The sequence below is a fragment of the Chryseobacterium sp. JUb7 genome (genome assembly GCF_024806495.1).
In the GTDB taxonomy this organism is placed as follows: Bacteria; Bacteroidota; Bacteroidia; order Flavobacteriales; family Weeksellaceae; genus Chryseobacterium.
In genome coordinates, this window is the sequence record NZ_JANUFF010000001.1 from 352,946 (window position 1) to 373,862 (window position 20,917).

18 protein-coding genes are annotated in these 20,917 nt (G+C 35.4%); 13 read left to right on the top strand and 5 right to left on the bottom strand.

Annotation, left to right across the window (positions count from 1 at the left end):
• Positions 1-560 precede the first annotated feature (560 nt).
• Positions 561-1,310, top strand: a complete 750-nt coding sequence (locus M2373_RS01620) for an NrtR DNA-binding winged helix domain-containing protein (RefSeq protein ID WP_259106747.1) — start codon at positions 561-563, stop codon at positions 1,308-1,310.
• A gap of 56 nt (positions 1,311-1,366) precedes the next feature.
• Here M2373_RS01620 and M2373_RS01625 read toward each other — a convergent pair whose 3' ends face one another.
• From M2373_RS01625 to M2373_RS01645, 5 genes are all read right to left on the bottom strand, one after another.
• Positions 1,367-3,505 carry a DEAD/DEAH box helicase gene (locus M2373_RS01625; RefSeq protein ID WP_259106749.1) on the bottom strand — a complete coding sequence of 713 codons (2,139 nt, stop codon included), beginning with the start codon at positions 3,503-3,505 and terminating at the stop codon, positions 1,367-1,369.
• Positions 3,502-4,821 (bottom strand): ATP-binding protein, encoded by a 1,320-nt coding sequence (locus M2373_RS01630; protein WP_259106752.1) that lies wholly within the window; start codon positions 4,819-4,821, stop codon positions 3,502-3,504. The genes M2373_RS01625 and M2373_RS01630 overlap by 4 nt, the downstream gene beginning before the upstream one ends.
• Entirely contained in the window at positions 4,814-6,304 is a 1,491-nt protein-coding gene (locus tag M2373_RS01635; RefSeq protein ID WP_259106755.1) for a tellurite resistance TerB C-terminal domain-containing protein, read from the bottom strand. Before M2373_RS01635 ends, M2373_RS01630 begins: the two co-directional genes overlap by 8 nt.
• A gap of 141 nt (positions 6,305-6,445) precedes the next feature.
• Entirely contained in the window at positions 6,446-7,072 is a 627-nt protein-coding gene (locus tag M2373_RS01640) for a chloramphenicol acetyltransferase (RefSeq protein ID WP_259106757.1), read from the bottom strand.
• A 78-nt stretch (positions 7,073-7,150) separates the two neighbouring features.
• Positions 7,151-7,993 carry an AraC family transcriptional regulator gene (locus tag M2373_RS01645; protein WP_259106760.1) on the bottom strand — a complete coding sequence of 281 codons (843 nt, stop codon included), beginning with the start codon at positions 7,991-7,993 and terminating at the stop codon, positions 7,151-7,153.
• A gap of 151 nt (positions 7,994-8,144) precedes the next feature.
• Here M2373_RS01645 and M2373_RS01650 point away from each other — a divergent pair, with 151 nt between their 5' ends.
• From M2373_RS01650 to M2373_RS01705, 12 genes are all read left to right on the top strand, one after another.
• A complete protein-coding gene (locus tag M2373_RS01650) occupies positions 8,145-9,491 on the top strand; it encodes an amidohydrolase family protein (protein ID WP_259106763.1) in 1,347 nt (448 codons plus the stop codon).
• 52 nt (positions 9,492-9,543) lie between these two features.
• Positions 9,544-10,530, top strand: coding sequence for an aldo/keto reductase (locus M2373_RS01655; protein WP_259106766.1), 987 nt, complete (start codon positions 9,544-9,546; stop codon positions 10,528-10,530).
• Between the two features lie 3 nt (positions 10,531-10,533).
• A complete protein-coding gene (locus M2373_RS01660; RefSeq protein ID WP_259106769.1) occupies positions 10,534-10,824 on the top strand; it encodes a DUF3861 domain-containing protein in 291 nt (96 codons plus the stop codon).
• 97 nt (positions 10,825-10,921) lie between these two features.
• On the top strand, positions 10,922-11,974 hold the full coding sequence (locus M2373_RS01665; RefSeq protein WP_259106771.1) for an aldo/keto reductase: 1,053 nt from the start codon (positions 10,922-10,924) through the stop codon (positions 11,972-11,974).
• A 23-nt stretch (positions 11,975-11,997) separates the two neighbouring features.
• Complete coding sequence (locus M2373_RS01670; RefSeq protein ID WP_259106774.1) at positions 11,998-12,855, top strand: NAD(P)-dependent oxidoreductase; 858 nt, start codon at positions 11,998-12,000, stop codon at positions 12,853-12,855.
• A gap of 32 nt (positions 12,856-12,887) precedes the next feature.
• Positions 12,888-13,271, top strand: coding sequence for a DoxX family membrane protein (locus M2373_RS01675; RefSeq protein WP_259106776.1), 384 nt, complete (start codon positions 12,888-12,890; stop codon positions 13,269-13,271).
• Positions 13,272-13,361: 90 nt separating this feature from the next.
• Positions 13,362-13,817, top strand: a complete 456-nt coding sequence (locus tag M2373_RS01680) for a PPC domain-containing DNA-binding protein (protein WP_259106777.1) — start codon at positions 13,362-13,364, stop codon at positions 13,815-13,817.
• Between the two features lie 22 nt (positions 13,818-13,839).
• Entirely contained in the window at positions 13,840-14,421 is a 582-nt protein-coding gene (locus M2373_RS01685; RefSeq protein ID WP_259106778.1) for a Crp/Fnr family transcriptional regulator, read from the top strand.
• A 132-nt stretch (positions 14,422-14,553) separates the two neighbouring features.
• The gene (locus M2373_RS01690; RefSeq protein WP_259106780.1) at positions 14,554-15,630 is read left to right on the top strand and encodes an SDR family oxidoreductase; all 1,077 of its coding nucleotides are present in this window, start codon (positions 14,554-14,556) and stop codon (positions 15,628-15,630) included.
• Positions 15,631-15,757: 127 nt separating this feature from the next.
• Entirely contained in the window at positions 15,758-16,783 is a 1,026-nt protein-coding gene (locus M2373_RS01695) for a ligase-associated DNA damage response exonuclease (protein WP_259106781.1), read from the top strand.
• Positions 16,780-18,360, top strand: coding sequence for an ATP-dependent DNA ligase (locus M2373_RS01700; protein ID WP_259106783.1), 1,581 nt, complete (start codon positions 16,780-16,782; stop codon positions 18,358-18,360). The genes M2373_RS01695 and M2373_RS01700 overlap by 4 nt, the downstream gene beginning before the upstream one ends.
• A 105-nt stretch (positions 18,361-18,465) precedes the next feature.
• Positions 18,466-20,913: a ligase-associated DNA damage response DEXH box helicase gene (locus M2373_RS01705; RefSeq protein WP_259106784.1), complete on the top strand. Its 2,448-nt coding sequence runs from the start codon at positions 18,466-18,468 to the stop codon at positions 20,911-20,913.
• Positions 20,914-20,917 lie beyond the last annotated feature (4 nt).

A 20,917-nucleotide genomic window follows, 5' to 3' on the forward strand; every position in this document is an offset into this window, starting at 1 on the left:
ATTGTTTTTCAATATTTTAAAATATTTTGTCTTAAAAATTTAAAACATAGAAATATCCTGCACTCAAATTTTATTTGAATGAATTTTATAATTTTTAAAATCAGTACCGGATTTTTTAAACTAATACAGCTCCTTTATTCATCGCATCCGCCTAAGAATGAGAACAATGATATTTCTGTCATTTATTTTCATTCAGCTGGTATTGTTGATCAGAGATCTACTTGTACTGAAGAATATATACTCTCAGGAAAGAGTATTTTCGAAGTAATTTTCATTTTATTAGTGTTGTTTTCTTATTGCTTCATTACGAAGCATTACAATACTACATTTTCTGTTTCAATCTGCCAAAAAAATATTAATAAAATTTAACATCCATTATAAAAAGCTAATTATCAGAAATTTACTGTTTTGTGTTTTTATAAATTTCATTGTTTCATATTGAATCAATGATAAAAATCAATTAAAATAGCTCCCAAAAATAGCTTCAAGAAGTCGTTTTTGGATGTCTGACAAAATTTTTATCACTAAATTTGTAAGAACACGTTTTTTCAAAAAACAAAATGGATTCTAAAGAACAACTTTTAAAAAAATCAATTGAGGCTAAGGAAATTTTTATCCCTCACCTTTCCGCTGATCCCGTGATTTTTGGATTTGAGCAGAACGAGCTTAAAGTTTTACTTATAAAAATGAATTATAGAAAACAATGGCTACTACCGGGAGGATATGTAAGAAAGGATGAAGATCTGGATGAAGCGGTCGTGAGAATTTTAAAAGACAGAGCAGGAGTAACGGATGTTTATCTTGAAGAATTTGGTGTTTTTGGAAAAAAGAACAGAAGTGAATTTTATTTTGAAGATTTTGATGAAACACTTTTTCATAAGCAAAGATTTATTTCCGTAGGCTATTATGCCTTGTATAATCCTTCGAGATTTAATTTAATTCCTGATGAATTCAGTGAAATGTGTGACTGGATCTATATGAGCCAGCTTTCTGAAATCGAACTGGCAATGGACCACCGTGAAATTATTGAAAAAGCTCTTTTAACATTAAGAGAGAAAATCTCTTATAAACCGATCGGATATAATCTTTTACCTGAAAAATTTACACTTTCAGAATTACAGAAATTATATGAAGCGATTTTAGGAAAAGAGTTGAACAGAGGAAATTTTTACCGAAAAATTAAAAATTTGGGAATCTTAAAAAAATTAGAAGAGCAACGACGTGGCGGGGCCCATAAATCTCCTGATTTATATTCTTTTGATGAAGAAAACTATGCAAAAGCCTTAGAAAACGGATTGAGCAACTGGTAGTCTCATTTTAATATAGAAAAGAATAGCTTTAACAATTATCTGTTAAAGCTATTCTTTTAATTTTCTATAAAGTTCAGATTTTGCAGAAAACTGTTACAACCTTCAAAATCAAAGTAATTTTGTTTTAAAAGCTCGGCCTGATATTGTACGGGAAGATATTTCCCCCACTTTGAAAAATCTATCATAGCCGGATTTTCTGCTAAAAGCTGCTGTAACATCTGACTGAGATCGACATTATTTAAATTAACATCTTTTAAAGTCCCTGCAAAACTGCCATCCGTAATTTTTATCCTCAGACTGCTGCTGCTATCATGGAGTTGGTTCTCAATTCCAAGTCTGTCTAATATGAAACTTAATGTTTTATTTATTTTTGAACTTGCAAAAGTGTAAAAAGTACTGTTGGTATTCCCATTTTGTATAATTCTGTCGGTCTCCGGGTTTTTAACCTCAAAAACAGAAAAATATTTTCTTAATGCATAGATTATTTCGTGACCTGAAACATCTAAAAAATTATAATTATCCTTCGAAAATATAATCTCCAGCATTTTAACTCTGATTTTGTGTGCTGTATCTGCCGGATCACCGGAAAACATTGGCTTTTTCCCGTCTTTGGCGGGGATAACTTCTATTTTTTTTGTTTCAAAATCAATATCTTTTATTTTCCAGATTTTTGCAGATAAATAAATATTCTCATCAATCCGTATCTGAGGAGATAACGGCAGCTCACCGATTTTCACTCCCTGACCAGATACTTTAAAGAAAACAGGTGTTTGAAAAAGACTATAGAAATCCTTGTTATTCACAAGTCTTTCGCCCGCAATGCCAATAATATATTCATGTCCTAATTTTTCAAGTAAATCAATATCAACAAGATGTTTAATAATCGTTTCTACCTCCTGTTGTGAAATAGCTGAAAAACTTGAATTTGTTGTCATTTCTTTTACAAGATCTGAAAGAATAATTCCCGACTTTCCCTTTACAATAGATAATATTTGATGTAAAAGCACATCAAAAGGTTTTTTATTTACGGAAATAGGCTCAATAAACTGTTCCTGATACAAAAGCCAGCATGCTAATGACTGCAATAAACTCCAGGGATCTGTTGCGTATAGAAAAAGGTTACTTTCTTTATCTTCGCGCCTTCCACTACGTCCGACTCTCTGGATTAAAGAGGCAATACTGTGTGTTGCATCAATCTGTACCACTTCATCTACATTTCCAATATCGATACCCAATTCTAATGTTGAAGTACAAGAAATACAAAAATTCTGAACCGAGCTATTTTTCGCAAAAAATTCAACATATTCGCGAACCTCTTTATCTACAGATGAATGATGAGAAAAATAATTTTGATGTCCGCTAAATTTCTCAGAAATTTTTTTAAGCTTTACAGCAACTTCTTCCACTCTTCCCCGTGCATTTGGGAAAATAAGAGTTTTGCTGTTTTTTGTGTTTAAATATAAATCATTTAAAAGATCAGAAGGAAGGTCGTCTGTAGAACTGCCTTCAAAATATTTAAAAACCGCATTGATTGGTTTTGGAGTTTTATCCCGAATGATTTTTGTATTTTCGGAATCGCCAAGAAATTCTTTTAATTCAATATACTTATTCACATCACTTACTGTTGCCGAAAGCCCTACAATACTGAATTTTTTATGGTTAATTTGCTGCAAACGGCTTAATAAAGACTGCAAATGAGTTCCGCGATCCGAACCCAGAAAAGAATGAATCTCATCAATCACCACATATTCTAAATTTGCAAACAGATGCTTAATATTATACGGTTTATTTACAAACATAGCTTCCAGAGATTCAGGAGTGATGAGTACAATACCTTCAGGGTTTTTAAGTAGTTTTTCTTTAGCTCCTTTTGCCGCTTCTCCATGCCATTTTGTAACCGGAACATCCAAATATTCGCAAAGTTTTTCAACACGCTGAAACTGATCGTTAATCAAGGCAATCAGAGGTGAAATATAAAGCACTTTTACGCCTTGTTCTTTAAAGTTCACTTTCGATAAAATAGGCAGAAAAGCAGCCTCAGTTTTACCTGAAGCTGTTCTTGATATTAAAACATAATTGCTATCTGTAGATATAATTCTCTGAATCGCAGCATCCTGAATCGGTCTTAAGCTGCCCCAACCTTTATCATAAATATATTTCCTGATGGGTGCAGAAAGCATGTCGTATGATGTCATATTTCTTCAATCGTATTCATTTCAAAAGGTTTCTCATCCGGTCTCTCGTCAGAAATTTCAATTTCTCCGAAAAGCTGTCTTTTGTCGACATTCGGATTTTGTCTGAGAATGTTTAAAATATTCAAAAAATCGCGGATCACCTCTCTTGGAGTCAAAAATTCTGAAGCCCCGGGTTTATTGAACATTTCTTCCATAAAAGAAGAAATTTCATCATCCGAAATATTACTTTCTGTTTTATAGTTAAAATCAAAAATCAGTTTTAATTTCTTAAGCAGAACAAAAATTTCATTATGGTCAAGTGGAGTTAATTTAATAACCGGCTGGGCAAAATCTCGGATCTCCAGCGTTTCAAATTTATTCGTTTCCAATCTTGATTTTAAAGCCTGATAACTGAAGAGCCCTCTCCTTTCGTTTTCCAAAAATTCTTTTGTCCCGGCAAAGTTTATGAAAAAATTGGAAATTTTCCCCTGAAAACAGTCATTATAAATAGATAAGATCTTTTCATAATTTTTTTCGCGAACTGCAGCCGTAGAAATTTTGTAGAGATTGATCGCCTCATCCAGATTGATCATAAAACCACTGTAGCCCATACTTACGAAAAACTTACAGAAGTTTTTGAGCATATCATAATAATTGGAGTCATTAACAATTTCGCGAACACCCAGGTCCTGTCTTGCTTCAGTTTTTGTTTTATATTCTCCTTTTAACCATTTTAAGGCATTTCGGCGTAATAATTCATCATTTTTGATATATCCTTCGTAATATTTTACAATCACAGATCCAAAATCAAAGCCACCAACTTCTGTAATTTCATTAACAGTTTTCATAATAGAATTTTGAATCAGCCCTAAATATTGTTCATTTCGGATTTCCGATAACGAAATATTATTCTCTTCAGCTGTTTTTGTGATGACCTGTTCGATCCATTTTTCCAGTAAAGTCTGCAGAGCGCCACCTTCAGGTTTCGTCTGTATTGCAATATTATCCATAATGGCAGCATACAGAATCACACTTTTCCCATCGTTGGCATAGAGCCTGTTGTCTGGCGTAAAATCTGCATTGGCTACAACAAATTTCTGTTTTAAAGCCACCGTGTTTAAAAGATGAAGCATGAAAGACTTTCCGCTTCCGAAATCTCCGATCCAGAATTTGACGATGCTGTGTCCATTTTTTACGTCTTCAAGAGAGCTGATAAAGGCATTCACCTCTTCGGAACGTCCTACTGTGATATGTTGTACACCTATTTTGGGAACCACACCGCCAATCAGCGAGTTAATAATTGATGTCGCTTCCTTAGGTTTAATATGATCAATCATGATTTAAAAGTTTTTTGTAATAATTGGGGTTAATAGTATAATATTCATCTTCTTCTTCGATTAAAATATCATCCAATGTTTCATAACAGGTATCATTTAAGGCATCAATAGTTGAGCCTGTAAACAGGCTTTTAGATTTGATAAAATCCGAAAAATCAGTTTGAAGTATTGTAAAACTGTGCTTTTCAAATAACTCCAAAATTTCTTTTTGTATCGCCGTAAAACTGAATTCTTCAAGGTATTTTGAAACCTGTATTTCTTGATTTTTATTTTCTATATTAAAAGTAATTTCGTCTGTATTTTTTGCATCATCGGTAGTAATGCCCGTATTTTCATCTTCATAATCATCACGTAGCAGGTCTGTCAGTTTTCGGGATACTTCTGAGTCAAGCTTCTGAACATTTTCAATAGCATCTCGGTCAATGATAATTTTTTTTCTTTTAGGAAGATACAAATGATTGACTGCTTCAATAGCCTTCTCCAAATTTCTGTCAGCAATAAAATCATTCAGAATTTTTTCAAAATCTTTGATCTGCTCACCTGTTGAAAATAAGCTTTTCTGAATTGTTTTAGTCAGTTGCCTGTTATCAGATTTGATCTGTAAAGATCTGTCCAAATAATGAATATATAGCCTTAATGAACAGTTTTTATCAAGCTCAGCGGCAAATTTTGAAGCCTCAAAAAAAATAGAATCAACAGACGGATTTTTAATATTTACATCTGTCAATCTGAAAATTTCTCTTTCAAAAGCCAAAGGATTCGTGTAGTCTCCTTTAATCAATTCGAATTTAGCTTTCCATCGGTTGGTATTATTTTCATTGAGAATAATATTGGTTTTGGCATCGGCATCCAGGATCTGGTGCTGATTTTCACTCAGGAAAGCTTCTACTTTTGAAAGGATCTTTTTGTGATATTTATTGAGAATATCAGGATTTGTATACTTAAAATCAGTATTGATTTTTCTTTTTATTCCATAAAATTCCCGGACATTATTTTCACATAGTTTGAGAATGTGATTGAAAATTTCCTCCTGAACTGAATTGTAGGTGTATTTATAATTTAAACTTTCTCTTCTATAATTATACTGAAGAGCCACAATAATTTCTGATAATTCATCGATTACTGTGGCATATGATTTATTAACAGGAATACAATTCTCATGAAGATATTCTATCGTTCTTAAAAACTGTTTTAAAATTTGAACCTTACAATACTCAATTTCGTTGAAAACATTTTCTGCAAAGCTTAATTGATCCAGAATGATAATCTGTTTTTCTGAAAGATTAAGTTTACGTGTATATTTTTTTCCTACTTTCCAGAAATCCGGACTGTTTCTGTTTGTATTTTGCTGGGCAACAGGCGATTGAAAAGCATTAACAGTTTCCGAAAAAGAAGAATGTCCAAAATCAATCGGAGTATCATCATTTCCGGATACATCTATAATAAAATCATCATCTTCATAAGGTGGGATATGACCTGACATTTCTTAAATAAAATTGAATTAAAGTTGCTATTAGTTTTAGTGTTCTGATCATGAAAATCAAATTCTAAGATACTAATATATTTACAATCAAATTTAGATAAGAATGAAAAATTTTCTTTACGGTTTTCCGTAATTTACTTCCTATTGGTCAAGCTGTCTTTGAAATTCTTCAAAATATTTAGCCAGATGAAAGCCGTCTGCTAATCCATGATGAGCCTCTGCTGAAACAGGTAAAAACTTTTTACCGTCGCGCAAGCTGAATTTCCCAAATGTAATTTTCGGAACAGATTCTGTTTTATCAAGTGGTGTAGGATGAAGTAAAGCACTGAAAGAATTCCATGGAATCGTTGAATGTCTGATCAGATCTTTACCCAATTCGCCATTATTCATTCTGATACCCGAGCAGTTTTGAACTTCTTCAATTTCTTTTTGCAATTCGGCATTAAAAACCTCAAAATCTTCAGAAAAATGAATAAATGCAAAACCAAAAGTCCCGTCTGGACGGCCAATCGTTGTTCCGGCATGAATAGCATCATATAAAACGACCTGATTATCAAGGATACGAAGTTTTAACTCATGTACCGCATTGATGGCAACCATAGATTTATGAAGGTATGTTGCAAAAAAAGAATGTCCGTTTTCTTTAGCTTTGTCGTACGCTTTTGTACAGTCTACTTCAGTGGTAAACCCAAAATACGGACTTGCCATTCTTGAGAAAAATTCAAAATGCTCCTTTCTGTTCCAGCTTTCAATATCTATGATCTTCATTACTTTTTATTTGCTGCAAATTTCGGGAAGTTTTATTGTTTTTAAAACTTTTGGAATATGAAATTTAACCATATCGGCTTATATCCTGTGCTGAAATTTAAAATCACTCGGATTCGTATTGGTTTGTTTTTTAAAATAATTAGTGAGATGACTTTCATCGGTGAACCCGAACTCATAGGCAATCTGTTTCATCGTGACCTGCCCGGACTGAATTCTTCTTTCAATTAATTTAAGTTTATAATCCGTGATATATTTTCGGTAAGAAACATCAAAATTTCTTTTAAAATAAGCCCCAAAATACGTCTCTGAAATATTAAAATGCCTGGATATTACAGAAATTCTGATGAGCTCGGGACTGTAAATATTTTGATGAATATAAGAAATAAGATCATCCTTTTTAGGCGTTTGATGATCAACTTTTACATGCAAAAATTTGGCGGCAGCCTCACGGATCAGTCCAAACAGAGATAAAACCTGAAAAAATATGATCGGAGAGTCTGAAACTTTATGAAAATCATTGTACTCAGTAATGTTCTCAACTGTTTTTCTTAGAATAGTTTTGCAGGGCTCATCAAATATCAGCTTTTCTTCTTTTAAAAGAGAGTTGCGCATGATTTCTGCGGGAGAAGCCGTCGTGAGTCTATCCGGAGAAAGATGTTTATTATTCTCAAAATAACTGTCGTTAAACTTAATGAAACAAAATTTAGTCGACTTTTTAATATCAAAAAAATGTTCATCATCAGGGGAAATCAGATACAGATCACCAGCTTTATAAGGTACGATAATTTTGTTGATGTGATGATTTCCACAGCCTTTAAAGATGTAAATCATTTCATAGTATGTATGACTATGCTTAGGAAATGGAAAAACAGAAGTTTCAAAAGTATCGATTTCTAAAGGTTCAAACTGTTTTCGTTTCATATTCGAAATTTACAATATGTTAAACGATTATTACAAGCTAAAATCGATTTTTTTTAGCAAAATTTGTATAAACCTTGATTCATCCATCAAAAAATATCGTTTGAAACAATTTTATCCTGTTTCATCGAAGCAATCAACAAAATATAATATTATGAAAATCCTAAAGAAAATATCCGGAACTGTACTGGTAAGCCTGCTCCTTTTTTCATGCAGCCAGAAAAATAAAGAATCAAACAATACCCTACTCCTTGAAAATTTACGCCTGATCGATGGAAATGGCGGAAATCCTGTTGAAAATGTAAAAATCCTTATTAAAGACGGTAAAATTGTTCAGATAGGAAATAATATTTCTGATAAAGAGGCTAAAATTGTTGATTTAAAAGGGAAAACCATCATTCCAGCTTTAATTTCAGCCCATTCGCATATCGGGACTTTAAAAGGAACTACAACAAAACCTGAAAATTATACAGAAGAAAATATTCTTTCTCAGCTTAAAAAATATCAAGATTATGGTGTTTTAAATGTTATGGTAATGGGAACAGATCGTCCTCTCCTGTTTGAAAGCGGCTTGAGAGACAAATCTGCAAAAGGCGAGATTGAGGGGGCAAGAATTCACTCTGCTGGGTATGGTTTCGGAGCTCCCAATGCAGCACCACCTGTGGATTTTGCTATGGATAAAGTTTTCCGCCCGACATCTGTAAGCCAGATTCCAGCAGAAATGGACAGTCTTACCAAGGTAAATCCGGAAGTTGTAAAAATCTGGGTTGATGACTTCAATGGAAAATACAAAGTTAAAATGCAGCCTGAAATCTATAAAGCGATTATCAATGAAGCTCATAAAAGGAATTTAAGGGTTGCAGCACATGTATATTATCTTTCGGATCTTAAAAAACTGGTGGCAGACGGTATTGATATTATCGGGCACAGCGTAAGAAGTGAAGTGATAGATAATGCTACCCTGGCTCAGATGAAGGCTAAGAATATCATTTATATTCCAACGCTTTCTCTGGATGAATATGCTTTTATTTATGCTAAAAAACCGGACTGGATCAATGATGAATTTTTTAAAAAATCTTTGGAGCCGGGAGTTTATGAAATGATTACTTCGGCAAAATATCAGGACGACCTGAAAAAATCATCCAACTTTGCAACCAATATGAAAGCTTTTGAGACGGCAAAACAAAATCTGAAAAAAGTTTATGACGCCGGAATTCTTGTAGCCATGGGAACAGACAGCGGGGCAATGCCTTTACGTGCACAGGGCTTCTCAGAACATCTGGAATTACAGTTAATGACTGAATCTGGCTTAAGTCCGCTTCAGGCTATAAGTGTTGCCACAAAAAACTCAGCAAAAGCTTTAAAAATAGACAAAGACTTTGGAACCATCGAAGTAGGAAAAACAGCTGATTTTATTATTGTTGATGGAAACCCTGCACAAAATATAAAGGATACCAGAAAAATTTTCTCCGTGTATAAAGCGGGACAGAAAGTTAAATAATATAAATCTCAATAAAAACACACTATTAATTCATACAATAAATCATTAAAACATGGAATATAGAAAATTAGGAAACAGCGATTTAGAAGTATCAGCCATCACTTTTGGAGCCTGGGCTGCAGGAGGATGGATGTGGGGAAGCACCGATAGAAATGATGCGATTCAAGCCATTAAATCGTCTTATGATGTTGGCGTTACTTCTATTGATACCGCTCCGATTTACGGACAGGGAACGAGCGAAGAGATTGTAGGAGAAGCAATTAAAGATATTTCCAGGGATAAAGTTCAGATTTTAACCAAGTTTGGAATGCGCTGGGATCTTGCTAAAGGAGATTTTGCCATGCACAGCCAAGATAACAGTGGAAAAGCGATCGATGTATACAAATTTGCAGGAAAAGACAGTATCATCTACGAATGTGAACAAAGTTTGAAAAGATTAGGAACAGATTATATTGATTTGTATCAGATTCACTGGCCGGATTCTACAACTCCGATTGATGAAACTTTTGAAGCGGTTTCCAGGTTAATGGAACAGGGTAAAGTTCGTTATGCAGGCGTTTGTAATTATAATGTCCAACAAATGACAGAAGCAGAGAAGACATTAAAACTGGTTTCCAATCAGATTCCTTTTAGTATGGTAAATCGTGGAATTGAGGAAGAAACTGTACCGTACTGTATTGAAAATAACAAATCAATTTTGGCCTACAGTCCTTTGGAAAGAGGTTTGCTGACAGGAAAAATTCATAATGGATATCAATTCCAGGAAGGAGATCACAGAGCGACCCACAAACATTTTCAGCCTGAGTTTATTGAACGTACAAATGCTCTTTTAGATAAAATAAAGCCTATTGCAGATGCACATAATGCCACTTTAGGACAACTGGTTCTGCGCTGGACTATTGAAAGGCCCGGAATTACCATTGCTTTGGCAGGTGCAAGAAATGCAGATCAGGCGGTGCAAAATGCGAAAGCAATTGAGATTAATCTAAGCAAAGAAGAATTAACAGGCATTAATGATTTAGTGAATCATTTTAACTAAAAAATGGAAAAAAGAAATAATACTTACCACCTTGCACTTAAAGAATTATCATTAAAAGATGGTTCCCAAGGTGAAAAAACTTTGGAATTTGACTTCGATAATCATGATGATATATTTAAAATTTTCGACGTTATCCAATCAAAAAACATATTTGAGAGCGAGCAGACGGCTCATGAATTTGCCCTGGGACTAAAACTTTTTACAGAAGTGATGATTAAAAATAAGCAACATCCTTTGTTTGAAGAATTAAGACCGGCAATTATGGAGTTTATGAAGAAACTGAAAAGCCAGTAAATTCTTTTCACAAAGCAAAATATGCGTTGAGTATTCAAATTACTACATAAATATTATCTGTGTAATCTCATACACATCATAAAATTAATTCAAAAAAATGGAATATAGATTTTTAGGAAAATCGGGACTTCAGGTTCCTGTTCTTAGTTTTGGTACCGCTACTTTTGGTGGCGAAGGCGATTTTTTCAAAGCCTGGGGAAGCACACAGGCAGATGAAGCAAAAAATCTGATCAATATCTGCTTGGATGCAGGAGTTAATTTATTCGATACTGCTGATATCTACTCTGACGGAAAATCTGAAGAAGTTTTAGGAAAAGCTATTGAAGGAATTTCAAGAGATAAACTTCTTTTATCAACAAAGGCCTCCTTCACATTTGGTGATAATCCACGCAATCAGGGTTCTTCCAGAACTCATATCCTGAAGCAGATTGAAGGAAGCTTAAAACGTTTAGGAACAGATTATATCGACATTTATCACATGCATGGTTTCGATGGAAATACTCCTCTCGAAGAAACCATGAAAGTTCTTGACGAGTTAGTTACCAGTGGAAAAGTCCGTTATATTGCGGCTTCCAATTTCTCAGGTTGGCATTTGATGAAATCTATCGGTATTTCAGATAAATATGGCTGGAGCAGACACATCGCTCATCAGGTTTACTATTCGCTTGCCAACCGTGAATACGAATGGGAACTGATGCCTCTGGGATTAGATCAAAATGTAGGTGCTATTGTTTGGTCTCCCCTTTCGTCAGGACGTTTGAGCGGAAAATACGGTAGAAATAAACCAATTCCCCAGGAAGGCAGGATTGCAAAAGGCGGAAGCCCGGTTCCGGAGGCAGTTGTACAGGAAGAAATTTTCTACAACACGATTGATGCACTGGAAGAAGTAGCTGCTGAAGTCGGAAAAAATGTAGCTCAGGTTGCTCTGAACTGGCTTGTTCAGCGTCCAACGGTTTCAAGCATTATTATTGGTGCAAGAAATGAAGAGCAATTGAAACAAAACCTTGAAGCGGTGGGCTGGAATCTAACCCGTGAACAGGTTGAAAAACTGGACAAAGCAAGTGAAATTCCTCCAATTTATCCATACTGGCATCAATGGCAAAACAAAAGCCTTAATCCTACACCGGATTTTTACAGTCATTTAAAATAATTTTTGATACAGAATTTTAAAAAATGAATACAGAAAAAATAGGATTTATAGGTCTCGGAAATATGGGTTATCCGATGGCCAAAAACCTTGAAAAAGCAGGCTTTCCGCTTTCTGTTTACAACAGAACAACTCAGAAAGCGGAAGGTTTTAAAGAAAAATCAGTGGTATGCAGTTCTGTTTCTGAGCTGGTGAAACATAATGATATAATTTTCACGATGCTAACGAATGATGATGCTGTAGAGGCCGTCTATGAAGATATCTTAGCATCTGATATTACCGGCAAATTATTCATTGATATGAGTACCATTTCTCCTGAGGTAAGCAAAGAAATCTCAGGTGCCGTTAAAATAAAAGAAGCTTCGTTCATTGACGCACCTGTTGCCGGAAGTACGAAGCCGGCGAAGGAAGGAACTTTAATTATTATGGCCGGCGGAGAAGAAAAAGATATCCAGAGAGCACTTCCCTATTTAGAAAAATTAGGCAAAGAAATTAAACATCTTGGTGAAAACGGAAAAGGAATTGCAGCAAAACTCTCTGTGAACTACTTTATTTCAACCATTTATCAGGGATTAGCAGAAACGATTTTATTTTCGGATAAATTAGGAATTAACCGTAAAGAGATGCTTGAGATCATCAATGAAAGTGCAAGTGGCAGTGGTGCTACGAAGGTGAAAACACCGCTCTTGATTAATGACACTTATGAACCTGCTTTTGCTCTTGATCTGATGTTAAAAGACATTATTCTCGCAAAAAATGCAGGAGCCGACTTCCCTTTATCCAAAATATTGCTGGAAACTTATCAGTCTGCTCATGATGAAGGCTTCGGGAAAGATGATGTCATAGGAATTATTAATTATCTGAAAAATAAAATGAAGGTTTAATTAAACGATGGAATTAACAGAAAAAATACACCATGAAAGATTTTAAAACATCATTTTTCTTTTTGCGATTACCAATTGCTATTTCACTAGCCGGACACGGACTTGTTCGCATTCCCAAGCTTTCGGCTTTCAGCGACTGGATGGTTACTTCTATGGAAAAATCGGCTATTCCAACAGTTTTGATTGTTCCTTTCAGTTATATACTGCCTGTTCTGGAAGCTGTTTTAGGAATTTTACTCTTATTGGGATTTAAAATAAAATATACAGTATATTCCGTTTTGGTTTTAATGAGTATTCTTATTCTGGGAAGCTGCTCGATTGAAAACTGGTCTGCCATTGAAGCACAATTATTGCATTCTTTTTATCTCTTCGGCCTGTTTTGGTTTTATGAAAAATATAAAACGGAAAAACAATAAAACTGAGCTTTGGATTCCGGGCTTATTATTTTTTAATCCGAATTCACATAAACAAGTCGTCATTTATTATTTATCATAATAATCAGTACCATGAATGTAGAAAATTTTAAAGGAAATAACTGGACTGCCAGAAAAGTTGACAATGTCTATATTGTAAGCCTCAAAGATAAGTCTGGTATTGTAGAGACACTGACCGATTTTATTCAAAACCAACATATTCATTCCGGAGAAGTTACCGGAATTGGTGCGGTAAATGAGGTTACATTACGGTTTTTCACCCCATCAACAAAAAATTATGTTGATAAAACTTTTTATGAGCAGATGGAAGTTACCAATATCTCCGGAAATGTTTCGGAAATTGAAGGAAAACCAACCCTGCACCTGCATATTACATTAGGAAGAGAAGATTATACAGCGTTGGCAGGGCATCTTTTGGATGCCAGAATCCGTGGAGCAGGAGAATTTATTTTCTATCCGCTAAACACTAGCGTGACTAAGATAAAAGACCCCGAAATAGGATTAAATTTTTATGATTTTGAAAAATAATATTTTTGAATAAATTATTCTGATGTTTGAGGTACTCTTTGCCCATATAAAAAATAAAGTTGATGTAAGCGAAACACAGGAAACGGAACTGAAATCATTTTTTGTTTCGAAAAAACTGCGAAAAAAGCAGTATTTATTGCAGGAAGGTGATGTTTGCAAAAATCTTTCTTTTGTCAGTAAAGGTTTGCTCAAGTCCTACTTTTTAGACGAAAAAGGAAATGAACATATCAACATGTTTGCATTTGAGGGATGGTGGATCTCTGATTTCAACAGCTTTATCAATCAGGAAAATGCAGTTCTAACCATTGATGCTGTAGAAGAAACCGAGCTCTTGATGATCAATCGTGAAGATTATGAGAAAATGATGCTGCAGATTCCGGTGATGGACCGGTATTTCAGAATTCTGTATCAAAACAGTCTGGTAACAAAAGACTACCGTCTCATTGTTTCAAGCGGTTATACAGCTGAAGAAAAATATACTCAACTGGCTCAAAACAGTCCGGAACTTATTAAAAGGCTCCCTCATAATCTGATCGCTTCTTATCTTGGTCTGGCACCCGAAACAATCAGCAGAGTCAGAAAAAAACTGTCTTTAAAAGATTAAAATGTATCTGGAATCACAAAAAACAGTAATTCCAAATCCTAAATCCTTGACCCAAATCAATCAAAACCCATGATCTGGATCAAGTGTTTGCAGCCTTACCGTCCATAATTTTGTAAAAGAAATTTTATCAAAATGGAAAACAAAGAAAATATCGCACTGGTAGTCGGTGCTACAGGAATTACGGGAAGTAATCTTGCACAGGAATTAATTTCACAAGGTTGGATGACCTATGGTTTATCCAGAAATCCTAATGAAAATATAGTAGGATTGCACTCTTTAAAAGCCGACTTGCTTGATGAAAAGAGTTTGATAACTGCTTTAGAAAATATTTCACCTACTCACATTTATTTTACTACCTGGATGCGTAATGAAACAGAAGATGAAAATATTCGTGTCAACAGTGCGCTTATCAGAAATCTTTTAAACGCTTTAGCTCCGAAAAAATCTGTAAAACATGTCGCTTTGGTTACAGGGCTTAAACATTATCTCGGACCGTTTGAGGCTTATGCCAAAAGTGGAACCTTACCTGAAACACCTGTAAGGGAAGAGCATCCCCGTCTCCCCCTTCCCAATTTTTATTATGCCCAGGAAGATGAAGTCTACAAAGCATCAGAAAGAGATGGCTTCACCTGGAGTGTTCACAGACCACATACCGTAATTGGACATGCTGTGGGAAATCTGATGAACATGGGAACAACCTTAGCTGTGTATGCCAGTATTTGTAAGGAAACAGGAAGAAAATTTATCTGGCCGGGATCCTCACAACAGTGGAATGGAATTTCCGATGTTACGGATGCGAGGATTTTGGCTAAACAAATGGTATGGGCTTCTACCACAGAATCTGCAAAAAATCAGGCTTTCAATATTGCCAATGGTGATATTTTCAGATGGAAATGGCTTTGGAAAAGATTGGCAGACTGGTTCGGCATTGAAGCTGAAGGTTTTAAAGACGATATAAAGCCTCTGGAAAAAGAATTGGAAAACGATCGTCAGACCTGGCAGGAAATCGCTTCGAAATATCATTTAAAAGAAGAGCAGCTAAACCGATTATCTTCTGCCTGGCACACTGATCTCGATCTTGGAAGACCACTTGAAGTAATGACAGATATGACAAACAGTAGAAAATTGGGCTTTACAGCTTATCAGAATACCGAAGATTCTTTCATCGATTTATTTAAAAAATTAAGAGAGGAAAAAATTATTCCTTAAATTATCATTAAGTGGAGTTGTTTTATACAGCTCCTTTTTTTGTATATAATAAATTTAAACTTAACCATTACATTCGTTTTGGTCAGCTTTTTGAACTGTAAAATTTAAACCAAATCACATCATACCATTGAAACTTATCACATTTACCAATAAAGGCATTTATTGTCCACAGGGAAAATTCTACATTGATCCCTGGCGACCTGTTGATCTGGCAGTCATTACACATGGCCATGCCGATCATGCGCGGTGGGGAATGAAAAAATATCTTTGTCATCATTTCACAAAACCGATCCTATATCAGAGAATCTCACCGGATATTGAATGCCAGAGTATTGAATACGGAGAAACGATCAATATGAATGGGGTAAAACTGTCTCTGCATCCCGCAGGTCACATTATTGGTTCGGCACAGATCCGTCTTGAGTATAAAGGCTACGTAACGGTAATTTCCGGTGATTATAAAGTTCAGGATGATGGCTTAAGTACACCTTTTGAATTGGTTACGTGTAACGAATTTGTTACAGAAAGCACTTTCGGACTTCCTATTTACAACTGGCTTGAAGTTGAGGATTTAAATAAGAAACTCCAGAATTGGGTGCTGAAAAATAAAGAAAATGAAAAGACTTCAGTGTTCATTGGATATTCATTAGGGAAAGCACAGAGAATCATGAAAGCAGTTGAAGGACTGGGACAAATTCATGTTCACTACTCGATCGGAAAATTAAATGAAGCTTTTGAAGCCGTTGGTATTGACCTTCCGGACTATGAAATTCCTGATTTCAGAGAAAATGTAAAACATATACAGAATGAAATTGTTATCGTTCCACCTGCTTTGCTGGACAGTAACGTGATCAAAAAAATACCGAATGCCGCCACTGCAATTTGCTCAGGCTGGATGCAGGTGCGTGGTGCCAGAAGATGGCGAAGTGCAGATGCAGGATTTCCAATGAGTGATCATGCCGACTGGAAAGGGCTGTTACAGGCCATAAAAGCTACAGAAGCTGAAATTGTTCATGTAACACACGGACAAACTGAAGTTTTTTCTAAATATTTGAATGAAATCGGAATAAAATCTGACGTAGTAGAAACATTATACGGAGATGATGACGAGGAAGTAACAGAAAAAGAAGTCATTGAAAATCCAGAACCATGAAACATTTTGCAGATTTAATCAATGCTCTGGAGAGCACCAACAAAACCAACGCTAAAATCGATGCCATTATCGATTATCTTGAACGTGCTCCGGATGAAGATAAAGTATGGTTTATCGCTTTGTTTACAGGTAAAAGACCCAAAAGAAATGTCAATACCAATTATATGAAAGAATGGGCCCTGGAAATTACAAAATTACCATTCTGGCTGTTTCAGGAAAGCTACTCTTCAGTCGGAGATCTGGGCGAAACATTATCACTAATTCTCCCTCCTCCAAATGAAAAAATAGACCGTACACTATCTCAATGGATGCTTGAAATCATCGATTTGAAAGGCAAAACCGATGCAGAGAAAAAAAACTTTGTTTTAAATTCCTGGAACGGACTGGATTATACCGAGCGGTTAATTTTCAATAAATTATTGGGCGGAAGCTTCAGAATAGGAGTTTCAGATAAAACTTTGATTAATGCTTTAACAAAGTTTTCAAATCAGGAATCAAGCACCCTGACCCATAGTTTGATGGGAAAATGGCAGCCTGATGAAATTTCATTTAAAGAGCTTATTTCAGCCGAAAAAATTAATCCTGACAATTCAAAACCTTATCCATTCTGTCTGGCTTATCCTTTAGAAAAAGAACTGGAAGAATTGGGTGATCCTGATGAATGGCAAATTGAATATAAATGGGACGGAATCCGTGGGCAGATCATTAAAAGAAATGATGAAGTTTTTATCTGGTCAAGGGGTGAAGAACTTATTACGGAGCAGTTTCCTGAAATTACTGAAACTATAAAACAGATGAACGGAAATTTTGTTTTAGATGGAGAAATACTTGCGGTAAAGGATAGTAAGGTTTTAAATTTTAATGAATTACAGAAAAGATTAAACAGGAAAACTTTAACTAAAAAAATGCTCTCAGAAATTCCTATTGAAGTATTTGTCTATGATCTTTTAGAGCTCGAAAATAATGATCTGAGAGAAAAGCCAATTGCTGCAAGACGTGCCATGCTGGAAGAGCTATTATTAAATGAAGATCCTGAAAATATAAAGCTTTCTCAAATCATTGATTTTGAAAATTGGAACGAATTAAATGAAATCAGAGAAAATTCAAGAGAAATAAACAGCGAAGGGCTGATGCTGAAACAAAAAAAATCACCCTATCATTCCGGAAGAAAAAAAGGCGACTGGTGGAAATGGAAAATTAACCCACTGACCATTGATGCTGTTCTGATTTACGCTCAAAAAGGAAGCGGAAGACGAAGCGCTTATTATACCGACTATACTTTTGCTGTTAAAAAAGGTGACTCTCTGGTCACAATTGCAAAAGCATATTCAGGATTAACGGATAAAGAAATCATGGAAGTAAGCAAGTTTGTCAACAAAAATGCTATCGAAAAGTTTGGACCCGTTCGAACCGTGAAAGCCGAGCTTGTTTTTGAGATTGCATTTGAAGGCATTGGCTTTAGCAATCGCCATAAAAGTGGTGTAGCGCTACGCTTTCCAAGAATTGTAAGATGGCGAAAAGATAAAACAGCAGATGAAATCGATGATTTGGAAGAGATAAAAAAACTGATACAATAAACGTTTCGACTCTGCTCATCCGGACAATTCTGATACCAGACAGTCATTTTCAGGAATATCAGTCTGGGCATAATCAAAGACTTTAACTTACTTAAATAAAATAATTTGGCTACTTTCGAAAATACCAACGGATTCAACATCATTCAAAACTGGATGATGGACAAAGGTATTTCTCCCTTTAAATTTCAGACGGATACCTGGAAAAAATTTGGAAATGGCTACAGCGGAATTGTGGTTGCCCCTACCGGTTTCGGAAAAACCTATTCTGTTTTTTTAGCCTTAATTTCAGATTTCTTAAATCATCCCGAAAAATACAAAAAAGGACTGAAAATGATCTGGATCACTCCCCTTCGTTCGCTTTCCAAAGATATCGCAAAAGCAATGCAGGAAGCAATTGATGAGATTGGTCTGGATTGGATGGTCGGAGTCCGAAACGGAGATACGGATCCCAAAGTACGACAGCAGCAGGTTAAAAATATGCCTGAAATTTTAGTGGCCACTCCCGAAAGCCTGCATTTACTTCTCGGGCAGAAAAATCATCAGCGGTTTTTTCAGAATCTGCAGAGTATTGTCGTGGATGAATGGCACGAATTATTGGGCTCAAAACGCGGTGTTTTGGTAGAACTGGGTGTTTCTCAACTCCGAAAATATGTTCCGAAACTTAAAATTTGGGGAATTACAGCAACAATAGGAAACCTGGATGAAGCGATGGAGGTTTTAATTCCTTATAAAATTAAAAAAACGAAGGTTACAGCCAAAGAACATAAAAAGATTGATATTATTTCCGTTTTTCCGGATGAAGTCGAAATTCTGCCATGGGCAGGACATCTTGGACATAAGCTGGCAGATAAAGTAGTCCCGATTATTTTAGATTCAACATCTACTATTGTTTTTACAAATACCCGAAGTCAGAGTGAAATGTGGTACCAGCTGTTGCTGGATGCCTATCCTGATTTTGCGGGACAAATTGCTATTCATCACAGTTCGATTGATGCACATTTAAGAATATGGATTGAAGAAAACTTGAGCAATGGAAAATTAAAAGCCGTAGTCTCTACATCATCTTTGGACTTAGGAATCGATTTTAAACCTGTTGATACCGTGATACAAATCGGTTCAGCAAAAGGTGTTGCGAGGTTTTTGCAAAGGGCAGGACGAAGTGGCCACTCTCCTTTTGAAACTTCCAAAATTTATTGCGTTCCCACTCACTCTTTGGAACTTATTGAAGTGGCTGCACTGAAGGAAGCCGTTAAACAAAATGTAATAGAACCACGGGAACCACAGGTGTTATGTTTCGATGTATTGGTCCAGTTTTTAATGACTCTGGCGATTGGAGATGGATTTTATCCTCAGGAAACGTATGAAAGAATTAAACAAGTTTATACATTTCAGGAAATTACGGATGAAGAATGGAAAAATATCCTTGATTTTCTGACCATCGGCGGAAGTGTTTTGAAAAGTTATGAAGAATACCATAAAGTGGTAGTGATGGAAGACGGTCTGTTTAAAGTAACTTCAAGAAAAATCGCCATGCTTCACAGAATGAATATGGGAGCTATCGTAAGCGATGCAATGTTGAAAGTAAAGTTTATTTCCGGAGGATACATCGGAATGGTTGAGGAATATTTTATTTCAAAATTAAAGAAAGAAGAAAAATTTATCCTGGCGGGCCGTGTACTTGAGGTAGCAATGGTAAAGGATATGACAGTGTACGTCCGTTTGTCTAAAGGAAAAGCTTTGGCTCCGAGTTATTTAGGCGGCAGATTACCTTTAAGCTCAAATTTGGGACATTTTTTAAGAGAAAAATTATCCGGAGCCCTGAATCCCAAAGCTTCTGAAAAAGAACTTAAATTTTTACATCCTTTACTGATTAATCAGGAAGAACGCTCTCATATTCCAAAAGAAGATGAGTTTTTGGTGGAATTAATTAAAAACAGGGAAGGCTATCATTTATTTATGTACCCTTTTGAAGGACGTCTCGTGCATGAAGTAATGGCCGCTTTGATTGCCTATCGGATTTCAAAACTCGCTCCTATTTCTTTTTCAATGGCAATGAATGATTATGGTTTTGAGCTATTCAGTGATAAAGAAATTCCGTTACATGAGGATAATCTGCATCAGATTTTGACCCGTGAAAACCTGATGACCGATGTTATTTCAAGTATCAATTCAGCAGAAATGGCTCGGAGAAAATTCAGGGATATTGCTGTAATTTCAGGGATGGTGATTCAAAATTTCCCGGGACAACAGCGTTCCAACAAAGCTTTACAAAGCTCAGCAGGATTGATTTTTAAAGTACTGGAAGATCATGATCCCAATCATTTTCTTGTGAGACAGGCTTATACGGAGGTTTTCAATATGCAGTTACAGGAGCAGCGACTTGTGGAAGCTTTTAAAAGAATTGAAAAATCAAAAATCATTCTGAAACATTCCAATACGTTTACACCTCTAAGTTTCCCGATAAAAGTAGACAGCCTACGTCAGACTTTAACGAGTGAGGATTTGGATGCACGAATCAGAAAACTTGTAGAGCAAGCCAGAAAAGAGAAATAATAAT